The organism is Brevundimonas sp., from assembly GCF_050729455.1.
Taxonomy (GTDB): domain Bacteria; phylum Pseudomonadota; class Alphaproteobacteria; order Caulobacterales; family Caulobacteraceae; genus Brevundimonas.
Map to the genome: position 1 here is coordinate 86166 of NZ_JBOHLI010000003.1, position 17315 is coordinate 103480.

Sequence of the window (17315 nt, forward strand, 5' to 3'; positions counted from 1 at the left end):
GGGCTTAGAACTTCACCGTCGGCGGAGCCGCGCTCAGGGCAGCGCGCTCGCCCTCGCCCACGTCGAAGAAAGGCTTGTCCGAGGCGAAGCCGAACATGGGGGCGAACACAACCGTCGGGAACTGGCGGCGCACGGCGTTGAACTCGCTGACCGCATTGTTGAAGAAGCGGCGCGTGGCGGCCAGCTTGTTCTCGATGTCCGACAGGTCCATCTGCAGCTGCTGGAAGTTGGCGTTGGCCTTCAGGTCCGGATAGGCCTCGGACACGGCGAACAGACGGCCCAGGGCGCCGGTCAGCAAGTTTTCGGCCTGCACCTTGTCGTCGACCGTACGGGCCCCGGCGGCGGCGGCCCGTGCCTGGGTCACGGCGTCAAGGGTGCCGCGTTCGTGCGTGGCATAGCCCTTCACCGTCTCGACCAGATTGGGGATCAGGTCCTGACGCTGCTTCAACTGCACGTCGATGTCGGCGAACGACTGGTTGGCCGCCTGATCCAGCGCCACCAGCCTGTTGTAGGCGCCAACCACAACGAACAGCAGAACGATGACGATGACGCCGATGATGATCCAGGTGATCATTAAGCCTCCTCCAGCATTTCAGGAGGAATATGGGGGGCCTCAGCCCCGGCAACCAATGAATTCGGCGTCACCCTTCCCTCTCCCGATGGGAGAGGGCTTGAGCCTCGGAGCGCCGCAGGCGATCCGCAAGGCGAAAGGGTGAGGGTTCTCGAATGAAATCGGCCAAAGGCCGTAGCGCGACGGCTTACGCCGACTGAGAGGACAAGCCCCTCCCCTTTCCGCAAGAACGATCGCTGCGCTCTCGTGCGCTCAAGCCCTCCCCCGCGCGGAGAGGGTTAAGTTCAGCGGAACTTCCTCATCCCGCGCGGCCCCTGGCGACCGGCCCCGGCGCGCTTGCCCAGCCAGTCCTTCCAGTCGGGCCAGTTGCGGCGGCGGCCGCCGCCGTCGGCCCATTCCGGCCCCGTCTCGGCGTTGAACACCGCCACGTCGACCAGACCGCCCTGCTTGTAGTTCTGCAGCTTCACGCCCTTGCCCCGGCCCATTTCGGGCAGTTCGGCGATGGGGAAGATCAGCGCCTTGATGTTCTCGCCGATCGTCGCGACGTGATCGCCGGTCACGCGCAGCATGGCCAGCATATCGCCGTTCAGCACCTGCTTGCCGCCGCGCTTCTGGGCCAGAAGCTCGTTCTCGGGCGCGACAAAGCCGTAGCCGGCCTTGGACGCCACCAGAAGCTTCGCATTCGGTTCGTGCGCCACCACGTTGATGATCTCGGCCTTTTCGTCGAGATCGATCATCAGGCGCAGCGGCTCGCCGTGGCCGCGCCCGGAGGCCAGCTTGTCGGCGCCGATGGTGAAGATGCGCCCGTCCGACGCCCCGATCAGGAGCTTGTCGGTCGTGAAGGCCGGGACCAGGAAGCCCAGGCTGTCGCCTTCCTTGAACTTCAGTTCCGACGGATCCTCGACCTTGCCCTTGGCGGCGCGGATCCAGCCACGCTCCGACAGGATGACGGTGATGGCTTCGCGGGGGATGAAGGCTTCCGGCGCCACGAAGGCCGAGGCGTCCACCGCCTCGCCGATGGTCGTGCGGCGCGGCGAGATCAGGGCCTTGCGAACGACCTCCAGCTCCTTGGAAATGGCCTTCCACTGCTTGGCCTCGGACGAGGTCAGCGCCTTCAACGCCGCAAGTTCCTCGGCCAGTGCATTGTATTCCTTGTCGATCGCCATTTCCTCGATCCGCGCCAGCTGACGCAGACGGGTGTCGAGGATGTAGTCGGCTTGAGGCTCGCTCAGACCGAACCGCGCGATCAGGACAGCCTTGGGCTGCTCCTCCTCGCGGACGATGCGGATCACCTCGTCCAGATTGAGGAAGACGATGCGCAGGCCTTCCAGCAGGTGCAGTCGCTTCTCCACCCGCTCGATCCGCCATTGCGAACGGCGGTTCAGCACCACGCGGCGGTGATCAAGGAAGGCCTGCAGGCAGTCCTTCAGACCCATGACGCGCGGCGTACCGCTGGCGTCCAGAACGTTCATGTTGATCGGGAAGCGGACCTCCAGATCGGACAGCTTGAACAGGCTCTCCATCAGCATCTCGGGCTCGATGGTGCGGTTCTTGGGCTCGAGGATCAGGCGGATGTCTTCCGCCGACTCGTCGCGCACGTCGCCCAGCAGAGGCGCCTTCTTGTTCTCGATCAGGTCGGCCAGACCCTCGATCAAGCGGCTCTTCTGCACCTGATAGGGCATCTCGGTGACGATGATGCGCCAGACGCCGCGACCCAGGTCCTCGGTCTCCCAGCGCGCGCGCAGGCGCACGCCGCCGCGACCGGTCTCATAGGCGTCGAGGATGGAGGCATGGCCCTCGACCGAGACGCCGCCTGTCGGGAAGTCCGGCCCCGGCACGATCTGCACCAGCTCCGACGTCGTCGCCTCGGGGCGTTCCAGTAGCAATTGGCAGGCGTCGATCAGTTCGCCGACATTGTGCGGCGGGATCGAGGTCGCCATGCCCACGGCGATACCCGACGAGCCGTTGGCCAGCAGGTTGGGGAAGCCCGCCGGCAGGACCAGCGGCTCTTCGTCCTGGTCATCATAGGTGGGGCGGAAGTCGACCGCGTCCTGATCGATGCCGTCCAGCAGCAGAACCGCGGCCGGCGTCAGCTTGCACTCGGTGTAACGCATGGCGGCGGCGCTATCGCCGTCGATGTTGCCGAAATTGCCCTGCCCGTCCACCAGCGGATAGCGCTGGGCGAAGTCCTGGGCCAGACGCACCAGGGCCTCATAGATGGAGGCGTCGCCGTGCGGGTGATAGCCGCCCATGACCTCGCCGACGACCTTGGCGCATTTGCGCGCCGCCGCCTGCGGGTTCAGCCGCATCTGGTGCATGGCGTACATGATGCGCCGGTGCACCGGCTTGAAGCCATCACGCACGTCGGGCAGCGCCCGGTTGGTGATGGTCGACAGGGCATAGGCCAGGTAGCGCTTGGACAGCGCATCGCCCATCGGCTCTTCAACGATGCGGCCGCCTTCGGGCGTCGGGGTGTGGATGGTCATGTGACTTCGAATCGGAGATCGGACGCTCGAAGTCTAGCCCACTGGCAGAATCAGAAGGGGGTAAAGTCGGGAAAACCCGCGCCCTGCATCCAGATGGCGGCTTCAGGCGTATCTTCACCCAAGGCGACCCGCCCGAGGACGACGTCATGCTCCTGATCCTGCTGTCCTATCTGGCCGGAGCGCTGACCATTCTCAGCCCCTGCATCCTGCCGGTCCTGCCCTTCGTCTTCGCGCGGGCCGGTCAGCCCTTCGCCAAAAGCGGCCTGCCCTTGCTGGTCGGCATGGCGCTGACCTTCGCGGGAGTGGCGACGCTGGCGGCGGTCGGCGGCGGCTGGGCGGTGCAGGCCAATCAGGTCGGTCGCTGGATCGCCCTGGCGGTCATGGCGGTGCTGGGGCTGACGCTGGTGTTTCCGTCGCTGGCGGATCGGCTGACCCGGCCTCTGGTGGCGCTCGGCTCGCGCCTGACCGAGAAGGCCAGCCTGGAGCAGCAAAGCGGCGGCGGCGTCTGGACCTCCTTTCTGCTGGGCGCAGCGACCGGCCTGCTGTGGGCGCCGTGCGCGGGACCGATCCTGGGCCTGATCCTGACGGGCGCCGCGCTTCAGGGGGCCAGTATGGGCACGACCCTGCTGCTGGTCGCCTACGCGGGCGGGGCGGCGACCTCGCTGGCCCTGGCCCTGCTGATCGGCGGCAAGGTGTTTCAGACGATGAAGAAGTCGCTGGGCGTCGGCGAGTGGGTGCGTAGAGGCCTGGGCGTCCTGGTCCTGATCGGCGTCGCCGCCATTGCGCTCGGTCTCGACACCGGCCTGTTGACGCGGCTTTCGACGGACAACACCAACCGGATCGAACAGGGCCTACTCAACCGCTTCGGCGCCGCCCAGCCGAGCGCCGCCCGCGCACCGCTGAACGCCCTGCCGATCGAAGGCGCCATGCCGCCTCTGACCGGGGCGACCGCGTGGATCAACAGCCCGCCCCTGACCACCGAACAGCTGCGCGGCAAGGTCGTGCTGGTCGATTTCTGGACCTACTCCTGCATCAACTGCGTTCGGACCATCCCCTATGTCCGCGCCTGGGCCGAGAAGTACCGGGATCAGGGTCTGGTGGTGATCGGGGTCCACACGCCCGAGTTCGCCTTCGAGAAGTCGGCCGCCAACGTCCGCGACGCGGTGCGTCGCTTCGGCATCACCTACCCTGTGGCCATGGACAACGACTTCGCCATTTGGCGGGCGTTCGACAACCGCTACTGGCCCGCCCACTACTTCATCGATGCCAGGGGCAACATCCGCCACCACCACTTCGGCGAGGGCGACTACGAGCACTCCGAGCGGGTCATCCAGCAACTGCTGAAAGAAGCCGGGGCCTCAAACGTCGATCAGGCTGTGGTTCAGGTGCGCGGTCAGGGCGCCGAGGCCGCCGCCGACATGGCCGAGGTCGCCTCGCCCGAAACCTATGTCGGCTATGCCCGGGCCGAGCATTTCGTCTCGCCCGGCGGCTTCGGCTTCGACGTGCGCAAGACCTATGCGCCCGCCCCGCTGAAACTGAACGACTGGAGCCTGAGCGGCGACTGGATCGTGCGCGCCGAACACGCCGACCTGCAGACGGCGGGCGGGCGGCTGGCCTTCCGCTTCAAGGCCCGCGACCTGCATCTGGTCATGGGGCCCAGCAACATGGGCCAGCCGGTGCGCTTCCGCGTTCGCATCGACGGACAGGCGCCGGGCGCCGACGCGGGCGTGGACATCGACACGCAAGGCCTGGGCCAGATCGACAGCCAGCGCCTGTATCAACTGGTGCGCCAGTCAGGCGGCGCGCGCGAGCGGACCTTCGAGATCGAGTTCCTCGACCCGGGCGTTCAGGTCTTCGCCTTCACCTTCGGCTAGAGCCGTCCCGCCTCGGCCAACCGCTCGATCATCCAGACGCGGGCGGGCGGCAGAGGCTTGTTCAAGGCGTGGAAGACGAACTGTTCGAGAAAGTGCCCGGTCAGGTCCAGGCCCGCCTTCACGTCGCCTTCACCCAGGCCCGCCTGCGCCCCCAGCATGAAGGGCGGCAGGTTCAGCAGCTTGTCGGCATAGGGCGCGCCCGCCTCGCGGCTGACGGCGCGGCCCGTGCGCGGGCTGACGTAGATCAGATCGTCCATCGACCCGGTGGCGGCGCAGCGCGACAGATCCAGCCCGAAGCCCAGGTCTTCCAGAAGCCCGGCCTCGAAGCGCACGAAGATGGCGGGCCAGACGTCGGGCATGGCGAAAGCGCCCATGAGGGCCTCGAAGGCGCAGAAGGCCCCCGGATGCGGCTCGCGCTCGGGCAAGGCCCCCTGCGCCACCGCAGCGGCGGCGTTCAGCCCGACCAGGGCCAGAGGATCGTCGAACAGGGCCGCCGGCCCCTCGCCCACCGGCTCCAGCCGCGCCGAGCCCAGCTGATCCGAGGTCCGCGACCGCAGGTCGGCCACGACCCGCGCCCCCGCCTGTAGAAAGGGCCGCATCTTGCGCGACGCCCCGCCGGCGACATAGGCGGCGCGCCGCCCATGCCGCTCGGTCAGCAGTTCGACCACCGCCCCCGTATCCCCATGCGCCCGCGCCGACAGGACGAAGGCGTCGTCCTGAACCTCCATCAGTCGGCCTTGATCACGTCGACGACGGCGCGCGCCTTGTCGTTCGGCACGGCGAAGCTGAGGACGTACTGCTCGATCTTCCAGCCGTCGTCGGTCAGCCGCAGCACGCCCGAACCGCGCGTGGTCCCATAGGCATCATTGTCCAGCACCTCGTCGAACCAGGCGACGCAGCGGCACTCGATCGGCGCGATGGTCACGGTCCGCATCACCGGACGATAGGTCCAGCCCTTGCCCTGCGAGAAGTAGGGCATGGCGTAGGCGCGGAACTCAGGCAGGGTCCACCGCTCGGTCGCATCCGTGCCGATGAAGCGCCCGTCGGGCGTAAAGGTCGCGAAATAGGCCTCGCCGTCGGCCGCCGAGGCGGCCGCGTGCATGGCGTCCAGCACGCGGTTCACCGGCGCTATTTCAGCCTCGGGCGCAGGCGCGGCCTGAACCGGGGCGGCGGACAGTTGGAGCATCATCAGGGCGGCGGTGATCATGGCTTTGTTCTAGTCCTGTTCCTCCAACGGGGGAAGCGCCGCCTTTCCTTCTCCCCTTGAGGGAGAAGGTGGCCCGTCAGGGCCGGATGAGGGGTGTCAGCGTGACGCTAGAATGGAAGCCGTCAGTCAACTTCCAAGCACCCCTCATCCGTCAGGCTTCGCCTGCCACCTTCTCCCGCAAGGGGAGAAGGGAAACGACGTCCGCCCCGTGCGTTCAGACCTCCAACCCGGTCACAGGAGAGCCACCATGAAGATCGTCACCAGTCTCAGCTTTCAGGGCCAGTGCCGCGAGGCGCTGGAGTTCTACGCCCGCGTGCTGGGCGGCAAGGTCACCGCCGCCTTTCCCTTCGGCGACGGCCCACCCGACATGCAGGTCGATCCCAAATACAAGGACTGGCTGATGCACGGCTGGCTGGAGGTCGGGGATCAGGCGATCATGGGCGCCGACATGCCGCCCGAGTTCGACCCGAACATCGACAAGCCCAAGAACGGCTTCGATGTTTCCTATCACACCGACGATGTCGCCGAGGGTCGCCGGGTGTTCGACGCTCTGTCCGAGGGCGGCAAGGTCGGCATGGCCTTCGCCGAAACCTTCTGGTCCCCCGGCTTCGGCACCCTGACCGACAGGTTCGGCATCCCGTGGATCGTCAACACCAACCCGGCGGCTGACTGGAAACCCGGCGGCTGACGACCTTGTGATTGCGCGTCGCTACGACCAAAGCCGTATTGGAATCAGGATGATGCGGCGCCTATGTCCGCCTCACTCCCCGAGCCCTCAAGGGCCGCAGTCGTCAGGTTTCCGATGTCCCGCGTCCGCAACGCCGCCCTGCAGTCGAAGATCATGTCCGCCCAGGACGCCGCCGCCCTGATCCCGGCCAACTCGACCGTGGGCATGAGCGGCTTCACCGGATCGGGCTATCCCAAGGTCGTGCCGATGGCCCTGGCCGACCGGATCGAGGCTGAGCACGCGGCGGGCAACCCCTTCAAGCTGAAGGTCTGGACCGGCGCCTCGACCGGGCCGGAACTGGACGGCGCCCTGGCCAAGGCGGACGGCATCGAGTTCCGCCTGCCCTACAACTCCGACCCCATCGCCCGCGAGAAGATCAACAAGGGCGAGATGGAATATCTCGACATGCACCTGTCGCAGGTGGCGCCGGTCGCCTGGCAGGGCTTCCTCGGCCCGCTGGAGACGGCGGTGGTCGAGGTGTCGGGCATCCGCGAGGACGGCGCGCTGATCCCCTCGTCCTCCATTGGCAACAACAAGACCTGGCTGGACCGCGCCGACCGCATCATCCTGGAGGTCAACAGCTGGCAGAATCCGGCGCTGGAGGGGATGCACGACATCTACTACGGCACGGCCCTGCCGCCCGCCCGCGTGCCGATCCCGCTGACCAAGCCGACCGACCTGATCGGCGAGACGGTCTTCCGCGTCGATCCGTCCAAGATCGCCGCCATCGTCGAGACCGACAGCCCCGACCGCAACCTGCCCTTCGCCGCGCCGGACGCCAGCGCCACGGCCATCGCCGGGCATCTGATCGAGTTCCTGCAGCAAGAGGTGAAGCTGGGCCGCCTGCCCGCCCATCTGCTGCCGCTGCAGTCAGGCGTGGGCAATGTCGCCAACGCCGTGCTGGCGGGCCTGCAGGACAGCCCGTTCGAGAACCTGACCGCCTATACCGAGGTGCTGCAGGACGGGATGCTGGACCTGCTGGACAGCGGCAAGCTGACCGTCGCCTCGGCCACCGCCTTCTCGCTGAGCCCCGAGGCCGCCGCCGACCTGAACAGCCGCATGGACCAGTTCCGCGGCAAGATCATCCTGCGTCCGCAGGAGATCTCGAACCACCCGGAGATCATCCGTCGCCTGGGCTGCATCGCCATGAACGGTCTGATCGAGGCCGACATCTACGGCAACGTCAACTCGACCCACGTCATGGGCTCGCGCATCCAGAACGGCATCGGCGGCTCGGGCGACTTTGCGCGCAACGCCTACATCTCCTGCTTCGTCACGCCCTCGACGGCCAAGGGCGGCAAGATCTCGGCCATCGTCCCCATGGCCAGCCACGTCGACCACATCACCCAGGACGTGCAGGTCATCGTCACCGAACAGGGCCTTGCCGATCTGCGCGGCCTGTCGCCCAAGCAGCGCGCCCAGGTCATCATCGCCAACTGCGCCCACCCCGATTACCGCGACGCGCTGAGCGACTATTACGCCCGCGCGCTGAAGGGCTCCTACGGCCTGCAATCGCCGCATCTGCTGACCGAGGCCCTGTCCTGGCACCAACGGTTTATCGAAACGGGGTCGATGAAGGTCTGAAGCTTTCCTCCCCATTCCATGGGAGGTGGCGCGGAGCCGGAGGCGACGTGACAAAGGGGGCGATTCGACGTCAGACGTCTGCGCCGCCCCCACCACTTCGTGGTCCCCCTCCCCACAAGTGGGGAGAAAAGCAGAGGACGTTCTTAGCGGTTCATCCCAGTCGGGAACTCGCGCCCCAAGGCCTCGGCCATGGCCTGCTGGCTCAGCATGAAGACCAGGTCGCGCTGGTGGTAGTTGTTGGACAGGACCACCACGGTCACGTCGGCGTCCGGCTGATACAGCACCAGGTTGCGGAACCCGGCCCAGCTGCCCGTGTGATATATCTGCTTGTCGTCGAAAGCGGGCCTCACCTGCTCGCCCAGGCTGTTGACGTAGATGCCGTAGCCATAGGCTCGGTGCGCACGGCCCCGTTCCTTGGGCGTGTTCGCCGGGGCGTGATCGGCGATCATCTGGGCGTAGGAGGCGTCGCTGAGGACGTGGCCCTTATGCAGGGCCCGGTTCCACACCAGCATGTCGTCCAGCGTCGAATACAGGGCGCCGGCGCCGAAGACGACGCTGACGTTGGCGATCGGTTGGGCCGCCAGACCGCCGGGGAAGTTGGCGTAACCCATGGCCAGGCCCTGCGCGTCGGCGTGAGCGTCCGATCCCGTGTCCTTCAAGCCCAGCGGCTTCAGGATGGCGTCGTTCAGATAGGTCTCGAACGGCTTGCCGCTGGCCTTGCTGACGATCTCGGCCGCCAGATTATAGGCGGCGTTGTCGTAGCGAATTTTGGTGCCCGGCTGGAACTGCAGTCCATAGCGGGCCGAGGTCTCGGTCAGCTCCTGCGGCGTGCGCGGGGTGACGCGGATACGGCCCCACTCGGACTGGGCCATCAGGTCGGGGATGCCTGAGGTGTGCGACAGCAGGTGGTGGATACGCAAAGGCTTCCACGCATCCGGGCACGGCTGGATCCATTTGCAGACCGGATCTTCAACCGAAAGCTTGCCTTCGTCCTGGAGCTTCAGGATCGCGGCGGCGGTGAACTGTTTCGACACCGAGGCCAGACGGAAACGGGTGTCCAGCTTCAGCGGTTGGTCGTTCTCGTAATTCGCCTTGCCATAGACCTGACGGAACAGGACCTGATCGCCCCTGGCCACCAGGATTGCGCCCATGAACTGCTTGCGCTCGGCCAGATAATCCAGCCGCGTCTTCAGTTGCGGCAGGGCCTCGACCACCTCGACCGGCGGTCGTTCCGGCAGCTTGGCCTTGGTCGCCGTCGCCGCCTGGGTCTCAGGCGCGATGGCGTGGACGATCCAGGCGCCGGCGCCGGCGGAAACCAGGGCGACCGCGGCCAGGGATCCGAGGAACCAGGGCCGCCCGCCTGCGGACTTGGGAACTACAAACACGATACTGAACTACGATCCTAGACGTCGAACTCCAGCCCGAACTGGGCGTACAGGGCGCGGCTGTCCTGCCATTTAGGGTCGACCTTGACGGTCAGGAACAGGTGAACGGGACGGTCGAGCAGCTCGATCAGCTCCTCGCGCGACTTCTGGCCGATCCATTTCAGGGTCTGGCCGCCCTTGCCCAGAACGATGGGGCGCTGGCTTTCGCGCTCGACATAGATGGTCTGCTCGATGCGAGCCGAGCCATCGGCCTTTTCCTCGAAAGCGGTCGTCTCGACCGCCGCCGAATAGGGCAGTTCCTCGTGGACGCGCAGATAGACCTTCTCGCGCGTGATCTCGGCGGCCAGGACCCGGACCGGCACGTCGGCCGACTGATCCTCGGGATAGAGCCATGGCCCCTCGGGCATGGAGCGGGCCAGACGCTTCTTCAGGTCGTCCACGCCGTCGCCGCTGAGGGCCGAGATCATATAGACCTCTTCATAGACGCCGGTTTCGAACAGACGGTGCGACAGGGCCAGCAGGGTGTCGCGGCGCATCCCGTCGATCTTGTTCAGACCCAAGATGACCTTGGTCCCCGTCGCCTTCAGGTTGGCGATGATGGTTTCCGTGTCCTCGGCGGACTTGCGGTCAGCGGGGGTGCCGTCACGGCCTTCCGACGCGATATGCGAAGGCGCGTCGATCAGGTGCAGCACCACGTCGGCGTCCTGCGCCCCGCCCCAGGCCGAGGCGACCATGGCGCGGTCCAGACGGCGGCGCGGCGTAAAGATGCCGGGCGTGTCGACCAGAACGATCTGGGCGTCGCCCTCGATGGCGATGCCGCGCACGGGGAAGCGCGTGGTCTGGACCTTCTGGGTCACGATCGAGACCTTGGATCCCGTCAGCCGGTTCACCAGCGTCGACTTGCCGGCGTTGGGCGCGCCAATGATGGCGGCGAAGCCCGCGCGCTGGTTCGGGTTGAGGGTCTCGGTCAAATTACGCCTTCTCGTTTCAACAGCGCCGTGGCGGCGGCTTTTTCCGCCTCCTGACGCGAACGTCCTGTTTGTTTCACGCGGTCGAAGCCGACCACCGTCGCCTCGACCACGAAGGTCGGAGCATGATCTGATCCGGTGCGTTCCACCACCCGATAGGTCGGCAGCGGACGCCCTTGGGCTTGGGCCCACTCCTGCAGAGCGGACTTGGGATTGGTCACGGCTGCGGCCGGCGGAGATGCGAACTCCTCGGCCCAGGCGAGATCGAACATGGCCCTGGCCGCCGTCAGGCCGCCGTCGCGATAGACAGCCGCCAGAATAGCCTCGACAGCATCGGCGATGACTCCGGCCTTTCTGCGGCCGCCCGTCTTGGTCTCGCCAGCCGACAGGCGCAGGGCGGCGCCGACGCCCAGCCGTTCGCCGACGCGGGCGCAAGCGGCCTTGTCCACCAGGGCGTGAAGGCGCGCCGACAACTGGCCTTCGTCCGCCGAGGGGAAGTCGCGCGTCAGGCGGTCGGCGACCAGCAGCCCCAGCACCCGGTCGCCCAGGAACTCCAGCCGCTCGTTGTCGGCGATGGTGCGGCCGTCGGCCTGTCCCCCGCCCTCGCCCACGCTGGCGTGGGTCAGGGCCCGCTCCAGCAAGGTCGGATCGGCGAAATCATGGCCCAGCCGAAGCCTGAGCGCGGCGACGGCCTCGGCCCGTAGGTTCGCCATCAGTCCAGAATCTTGAAGAACCGGCTGGGACGCAGGTTGGCGAACCAGCTGACCGGGTTGAACAGCGAAGCACCCGGCGACCAGGAGAACATGATGATCTCGGCCTTGCCGACCAGGTTCTCGGCCGGGACCATGCCCACGCCGGCCGACATCTCGACGCGGCTGTCGATCGAGTTGTCGCGGTTGTCGCCCATCATGAAGAAGAAGCCGGCCGGCACTTCATAAACCGGGGTGTCGTCCAGATCGCCGCCGGGACCGTAGTCCTGGGTCATGAAGCTCTTGCCGTTGGGCAGGGTCTCGCGGACCTGGGTCACCGGACGCGGACCGAAGACGTCCGCCAGTTCGGCGCGGCTGACCGCCACGTCCTTCACCGGCGCGCCGTTGATGTAGAGCTTGTTGGCGATCATCTGCACCTTGTCGCCCGGCAGGCCGATCACGCGCTTGATGTAGTCGGTCTTGTTGTCGCGCGGCAGCTTGAACACGACGATGTCGCCGCGCGTCGGATCCTTGCCCAGGATGCGGCCGTCGAACAGCGGCGGGCTCCACGGGATCGAGTGCTTCGAATAGCCGTAGGACCACTTCGACACGACGATATAGTCGCCCTCATAGAGGTTCGGCTCCATCGAGGCCGACGGGATGGTGAAGGGCTGGAACAGCAGCACCCGCAGCACGAAGGCGATCAACAGGGCGAAGACGACGGTCTTGATGATCTCGACCGTCTCGTTGCTCGCGGACTTCTCTTTTTTCACACGTTTGGCTTTCTTGGGACGCGGCGTGGCGTAGATCGGTTTGTCGCTGTCGAGGGCTTCGGGATCGTCGCCCAGATCGAAGGGGGCGTCGCCGTCGTCGCTCCAGATCGGTCGCGGCTCGGTCGGGTCGATGGCTGGATTGCCGGCGCCGCCGTTCGCCTTGGGGTCGTCGCTCATGGTCTGCTCGAATCCCCCGCCGAACGCGGGGTTGGAAGCCTGAGGCGTAAAGGCTGATTACGCCACGGGCAAGGCTTCGATCACCACGAAAGCGAGAGCATACGGGTGTTCGTCGCTGAGGGTCAGGTGGATGCGCGGCTCATGACCCGGCGGGGTCAGCCGCGCCAGGTGCTCGGCGGCGTGGCCGGTCAGGGCCAGGGTCGGCTGACCCGACTTCAGATTCACCACCCCCATGTCGCGCCAATAGACGTCGGACCGCATCCCGGTGCCCAGCGCCTTGGCGCAGGCCTCCTTGGCCGCGAACCGTTTGGCGTAGCTCCACGCCGGGTCCGGCTTGCGGTCCGAACGGGTGCGCTCGATCTCGGTGAAGACGCGGTTCTTGAACCGGTCGCCGAAGCGGGCCAGCGACGCCTCGATGCGCCGGATGTCCGACATATCGGCGCCGATGCCGATGATCACCGGTTCACTCCGCTGGTCGCTTCGTTCATCGCCGTCCGCATCCGGCGGATGGCGGCGTCCAGACCGACGAAGACCGCCTCCCCGATCAGGAAATGGCCGATGTTCAGTTCCTTGATCTCGGGAATGGCCAGAACCACGCTGGCGGTGGCGTAGTCGAGGCCATGCCCGGCGTGGACCTCCAGCCCCAGAATGTCGGCCTGGGCGGCGGCGGCGGCCAGACGGTCCAACTCGAAGGCGCGCTCGGCCGGATCGGTCAGGTGGCAATAGCGGCCAGTGTGGAACTCGACCACCTGCGCCCCCACGGCGGCTGCGGCCTCGACCTGGGCTTCGGACGGCTCGATGAACAGGCTGACGCGGATGCCGGCGTCGGACAGGGCCTTCACCACCGGGGCGATGCGCGCCTCGTGACCGGCGACGGCCAGACCGCCCTCGGTCGTGACCTCCTCGCGCCGCTCCGGCACCAGACAGGCGGCGTGCGGACGATGGCGCAGGGCGATGGCCAGCATCTCTTCCGTCACCGCCATCTCGAAGTTCAGCGGCTTGCCCGCGCGACGGCACAGGGCCGTCAGCACGTCGATGTCGGCGTCGGTGATGTGGCGGCGATCCTCGCGCAGGTGGGCGGTGATGCCGTCCGCCCCCGCCGCCAGCGCCGCCTCGGCCGCGCGGGCCGGATCGGGATGAGCGCCGCCGCGCGCGTTACGAACCGTGGCGACGTGGTCGATGTTGACGCCCAGACGAACCCGCTCGCGCTTCATCCCGTTCCCTCTTCTTACTTGGACAGCCGGCGACTGCCCGGATCCTCGACCGGCAGGGCGGCCAGTTGGGGCGGCAGGGCGTCGGCCGGGTAGGCCGGGACGTCCAGCGTCGCCAGGGCGATCAGCGGCACGCCCACGTCAGCGCGTCCACCCGAGCGGTCAACGATGCAGGCGGCGGCGACCACCTCGCCCCCGGCCTTCTGGATGGCGGCGATGCATTCGCGCGAAGAAAGCCCCGTGGTGACAATGTCCTCGACCATGACGACTTTCTCGCCCGGCTCGACGGTGAAGCCGCGACGCAGCTTGAACTCGCCGCCTTCGCGCTCGACGTAGAGCGAGCGCACGTTCAGGTGCCGCGCTGTCTCATAGCCGGGAATGATGCCGCCGACGGCGGGCGAGATGGCCACGTCGACCGGACCAACCGTGGCCACGATCTTCTCGGCCAGGGCCTTGCACAGGCGCTCGCAGCGGCGCGTGTCCATGAAGACCAGGTTCTTCTGCAGGAAGACCGGGCTGTGCAGGCCGGACGACAGGACAAAATGGCCTTCGCGCAGGGCGCCGGCGTCGCGGAATTCGTTGAGGACGTCTTCAGTGTTCATGAGAGCGTCCCTTAGACCCTGCGCCTCTCCCCCTCAAGCGACCGATCTAGGTCAGATCGCAGTTAGGCTTGACGCCGCCTTCCAGCAGCCTAGTCCAGACGGTTTCGGCGTCGTCGGCGAACGAGAACAGCGCCATGTCCGAGGCCTTGACCATGCCGTGCTCGATCAGGGTGTCGAAATTGATCACCGAGCGCCAATAGGCCTCGTCGAACAGGACGATGGGGATCGGCGGCGCCTTGTCGGTCTGACGCAGGGTCAGGATCTCGAACAGCTCGTCCAGCGTGCCGAAGCCGCCGGGGAAGACCACCAGACCATTGGCCCGCATGGCCAGGTGCATCTTGCGCATGGCGAAGTAGTGGAACTGGAAGGTCAGCTCCGGCGTCGACCAGGGGTTCGGAACCTGTTCATGCGGCAAGGTGACGTTGAAGCCGATCGAGGGCGCGCCCGCTTCATGCGCGCCCTGGTTGGCGGCCTGCATGATGCCCGGCCCGCCGCCGGTGGCGATGACGTTGTCGCGCACCTCGCCCGGCGCCCCGCGGAAGGCCCCGCCCCGCTCCGAGGCGATGCGGCCGAACTGGCGTGCCTGTTCGTACCAGTAGGCGTGCCGCCCGTCGCCGTTCACGCCGACGCGGGCGCTGCCGAACACCACGATGGTCGAGCGGACGCCCCAGGCCTTCAGCTCTTCCTCGGCTTTCTGGTATTCCATCTGGAAACGCACGCCGCGCATCGACTCGCCCAGCAGGAAGTCCTGATCCAGCGCGGCCAGACGATAGGAGGGCGACGCCAGCTGGGCGGCGTTGGCGACTTCTTGCTGTTTGGGCGTCATTTCGGCCTTCATTCAAACGCGCGCAGAGATCAGCCGCGCGCTCGATCCACGGTGTCGACGGACGGATTGGCGCGCAGGGCGGCGATGATCATGGTCGCGTGGCGGGCATCCTCGACCTCCACGTCGATGTCGACGTCGAAGAAGTCCTGCTGACGATGGGCCATCGACAGGTTCAGGATATTGCCGCCGGCCTCGCCGATGATGGTCGCCACCTGGCCCAGCACGCCGGGCGCATTGCGGATCGTGGCGCGCAGACGGGCCGAGGCCACTGCGTCCTGTTCCGCCTGCGGCGTCCATTGAAGGTCCTGCCAGACCGAGTCGTCGTCGGCGAAGTCAGCCAGGGTCTGACAGTCGATGGTGTGGACCGTCAGCCCCTTGTCGGGTTCCAGAATGCCGACGATGCGGTCGCCCGGCACAGGGCTGCAGCAGGAGCCGAAATGGATGCTGACGCCCGGCGTCAGGCCGCTGCCGCGCACGAACAGGCGCGCCTGTTCGTTGCCGATCCGTTTGCGCTCCGGCCCTGCCTTCAACTGGCCCTTCAGCGCCGGGAAGATGGTCTCGGCCACCTTGGTCGCGGCCAGACGCCCCCGCCCGATGGCGTCGAACAGGTCGTCTTCCGAGGCGATGGCGTGGGTTTCCAGCACTGTCTTCAACGTGACGGCGGCCAGCGACTTGCCCGCTCGCTCCAACGTCTGCTCCAGCGTCGCCTTGCCCAGACGCACGAACTCGTCGCGTTCGGATGTGCGGATGTGGCGGCGAATGGCCGAGCGCGCCCGGCCGGTGACGGTCAGACTGCGCCAGTCCGTCGGCACCTCGCGCTTGGTCCCGCGGATGATCTCGACCACGTCGCCGTTCTGCAGCGCCGTGCGCATCGGCTTCAGTTCGCCGTTGATCTTGACGCCCACCGCCGTGTCGCCGACCTCGGTGTGGACTGCATAGGCGAAGTCCAGCGCCATGCCGCCGCGCGGCAAGGTGATCAGCGCGCCCTTGGGCGTGAAGACGAAGACCTGATCCAGATACATTTCGAGCTTGGCGTGCTCGACCCAATCCTCGCCGCCCTCGCCGTGCTCAATGACCTGAACCAGATGGCGCAGGTTCAGCAGCGGGTCGCGCCCGCCGTCCGCCTCCATCGCCTCGCGGTCGAAGCCATAGGAATGGTTCTTGTAAGCCCAGTGGGCCGCCACCCCGTCCTCGGCCACGCGGTCCATGATCTCGGTGCGGATCTGCATCTCGATGCGCAGGCCGCCGGGGCCGACGACCGTGGTGTGCAGCGAGCGATAGTTGTTCGACTTGGGCGTCGAGATGAAGTCCTTGAACCGCTCCGGCACCATCGGCCAGGCGCGGTGGATGACGCCCAGGGCGCGATAGCAGTCGTCCTCGGCCTCGACGATCACCCGGAAGCCGTAGATGTCGGACAGGGACGAGAAGCCGACCGATTTGCGCTGCAGCTTGCGCCAGATCGAATAGGGAGTTTTCTCGCGGCCCCTCACATGGGCGCGGACGCCCGCCTCGCTCAGAACCAGTTCGATCTCGCGCGACACGCCCTCGATGGCGCGGCCGTGCTCCAGCTTCAGCGCCTCCAGACGGCGCTGAATAGCGACGCGCGCGGTGGCGTTCAGATGCTCGAACGCCAGTTCCTCCAGTTCGGAGGCGATGGAGTGGATGCCGATGGAGCGGCCCAGGGGCGCATAGACTTCCAGCGTTTCGCGGCTGATGCGCTCGCGCTTCTCCGGCTTCACATACTGGAGGGTGCGCATATTGTGCAGGCGGTCGGCCAGCTTGACCAACAGGACCCGCACGTCCTTGGAGATGGCCAGGATGAATTTGCGCAGGTTCTCGGCCTGGCGCGTGTGCTCGGCCTGAAGCTCCAGCCGCGACAGTTTGGTCACGCCCTCGACCAGGACGGCGACCTCTTCGCCGAACATGGCGGCGATGTCGTCACGGGTGGCCGAGGTGTCCTCGACCACGTCGTGCAGCAGGGCCGTGACGATGGTCGCTGTGTCCAGCTTGTAGTCGGTCAGGATGCCCGCGACCTGGATCGGGTGCGCGAAATAGGGATCGCCCGACGCCCGCAGCTGCGAGCCGTGCATCTTCATCGCATAGACATAGGCGCGGTTCAGCAGCGCCTCGTCGGCGGTCGGGTCATAGGCCTTGACCGCCTCGATCAATTCGAACTGGCGCATGATCGGCGCGCGCTTGGCTTCAGGCACTTGGGACTCGGACTGGGAGGGTGCT

General features: G+C 66.9%; 16 protein-coding genes. 3 read left to right on the forward strand and 13 right to left on the reverse strand.

Translation table 11 applies throughout. The annotated features are described in order from the left end of the window. Nucleotides 1-4: 4 nt before the first annotated feature. A complete protein-coding gene (locus ACREEF_RS01715) occupies nucleotides 5-574 on the reverse strand; it encodes a LemA family protein (RefSeq protein WP_431563886.1) in 570 nt (189 codons plus the stop codon). A gap of 281 nt (nucleotides 575-855) precedes the next feature. Next, nucleotides 856-3057 (reverse strand): DNA topoisomerase IV subunit A, encoded by a 2202-nt coding sequence (gene parC, locus ACREEF_RS01720; protein WP_431563887.1) that lies wholly within the window; start codon nucleotides 3055-3057, stop codon nucleotides 856-858. A gap of 146 nt (nucleotides 3058-3203) precedes the next feature. Here parC and ACREEF_RS01725 point away from each other — a divergent pair, with 146 nt between their 5' ends. Then, nucleotides 3204-4931, forward strand: coding sequence for a cytochrome c biogenesis protein DipZ (locus ACREEF_RS01725; protein WP_431563888.1), 1728 nt, complete (start codon nucleotides 3204-3206; stop codon nucleotides 4929-4931). Here ACREEF_RS01725 and recO read toward each other — a convergent pair. Together recO and ACREEF_RS01735 are read right to left on the reverse strand one after the other, a co-directional pair. Continuing rightward, on the reverse strand, nucleotides 4928-5659 hold the full coding sequence (gene recO, locus ACREEF_RS01730; protein WP_431563889.1) for a DNA repair protein RecO: 732 nt from the start codon (nucleotides 5657-5659) through the stop codon (nucleotides 4928-4930). The genes ACREEF_RS01725 and recO overlap by 4 nt on opposite strands. Next, nucleotides 5659-6138 carry a nuclear transport factor 2 family protein gene (locus ACREEF_RS01735; RefSeq protein ID WP_431563890.1) on the reverse strand — a complete coding sequence of 160 codons (480 nt, stop codon included), beginning with the start codon at nucleotides 6136-6138 and terminating at the stop codon, nucleotides 5659-5661. The genes recO and ACREEF_RS01735 overlap by 1 nt, the downstream gene beginning before the upstream one ends. 247 nt (nucleotides 6139-6385) lie before the next feature. Between ACREEF_RS01735 and ACREEF_RS01740 the strand changes: the two genes are divergently transcribed. Then, entirely contained in the window at nucleotides 6386-6826 is a 441-nt protein-coding gene (locus ACREEF_RS01740) for a VOC family protein (protein WP_431563891.1), read from the forward strand. A 114-nt stretch (nucleotides 6827-6940) separates the two neighbouring features. Beyond that, entirely contained in the window at nucleotides 6941-8449 is a 1509-nt protein-coding gene (locus ACREEF_RS01745) for an acetyl-CoA hydrolase/transferase family protein (protein ID WP_431563892.1), read from the forward strand. Nucleotides 8450-8592: 143 nt separating this feature from the next. On the opposite strand, the gene ACREEF_RS01750 is transcribed toward ACREEF_RS01745, so the two are convergent. The 9 genes from ACREEF_RS01750 to ACREEF_RS01790 are packed head-to-tail and all read right to left on the reverse strand — an operon-like array spanning nucleotide 8593 to nucleotide 17263. After that, nucleotides 8593-9834, reverse strand: coding sequence for a serine hydrolase domain-containing protein (locus ACREEF_RS01750; RefSeq protein ID WP_431563893.1), 1242 nt, complete (start codon nucleotides 9832-9834; stop codon nucleotides 8593-8595). 17 nt (nucleotides 9835-9851) lie between these two features. After that, nucleotides 9852-10805 carry a GTPase Era gene (era, locus tag ACREEF_RS01755; protein ID WP_431563894.1) on the reverse strand — a complete coding sequence of 318 codons (954 nt, stop codon included), beginning with the start codon at nucleotides 10803-10805 and terminating at the stop codon, nucleotides 9852-9854. Continuing rightward, nucleotides 10802-11515, reverse strand: a complete 714-nt coding sequence (rnc, locus tag ACREEF_RS01760) for a ribonuclease III (RefSeq protein WP_431563895.1) — start codon at nucleotides 11513-11515, stop codon at nucleotides 10802-10804. The genes era and rnc overlap by 4 nt, the downstream gene beginning before the upstream one ends. Further along, nucleotides 11515-12441: a signal peptidase I gene (gene lepB / locus ACREEF_RS01765; RefSeq protein WP_431563896.1), complete on the reverse strand. Its 927-nt coding sequence runs from the start codon at nucleotides 12439-12441 to the stop codon at nucleotides 11515-11517. The genes rnc and lepB overlap by 1 nt, the downstream gene beginning before the upstream one ends. A 57-nt stretch (nucleotides 12442-12498) precedes the next feature. After that, complete coding sequence (gene acpS, locus ACREEF_RS01770) at nucleotides 12499-12900, reverse strand: holo-ACP synthase (protein WP_431563897.1); 402 nt, start codon at nucleotides 12898-12900, stop codon at nucleotides 12499-12501. Further along, nucleotides 12897-13655 carry a pyridoxine 5'-phosphate synthase gene (locus ACREEF_RS01775; RefSeq protein WP_431563898.1) on the reverse strand — a complete coding sequence of 253 codons (759 nt, stop codon included), beginning with the start codon at nucleotides 13653-13655 and terminating at the stop codon, nucleotides 12897-12899. The genes acpS and ACREEF_RS01775 overlap by 4 nt, the downstream gene beginning before the upstream one ends. A gap of 14 nt (nucleotides 13656-13669) precedes the next feature. Then, nucleotides 13670-14254 carry an orotate phosphoribosyltransferase gene (pyrE, locus tag ACREEF_RS01780; protein ID WP_431563899.1) on the reverse strand — a complete coding sequence of 195 codons (585 nt, stop codon included), beginning with the start codon at nucleotides 14252-14254 and terminating at the stop codon, nucleotides 13670-13672. A 46-nt stretch (nucleotides 14255-14300) separates the two neighbouring features. Then, the gene (locus tag ACREEF_RS01785; RefSeq protein ID WP_431563900.1) at nucleotides 14301-15080 is read right to left on the reverse strand and encodes a TIGR00730 family Rossman fold protein; all 780 of its coding nucleotides are present in this window, start codon (nucleotides 15078-15080) and stop codon (nucleotides 14301-14303) included. A 29-nt stretch (nucleotides 15081-15109) separates the two neighbouring features. Further along, nucleotides 15110-17263 carry a RelA/SpoT family protein gene (locus ACREEF_RS01790; RefSeq protein WP_431563919.1) on the reverse strand — a complete coding sequence of 718 codons (2154 nt, stop codon included), beginning with the start codon at nucleotides 17261-17263 and terminating at the stop codon, nucleotides 15110-15112. Between the last annotated feature and the right edge of the window lie 52 nt (nucleotides 17264-17315).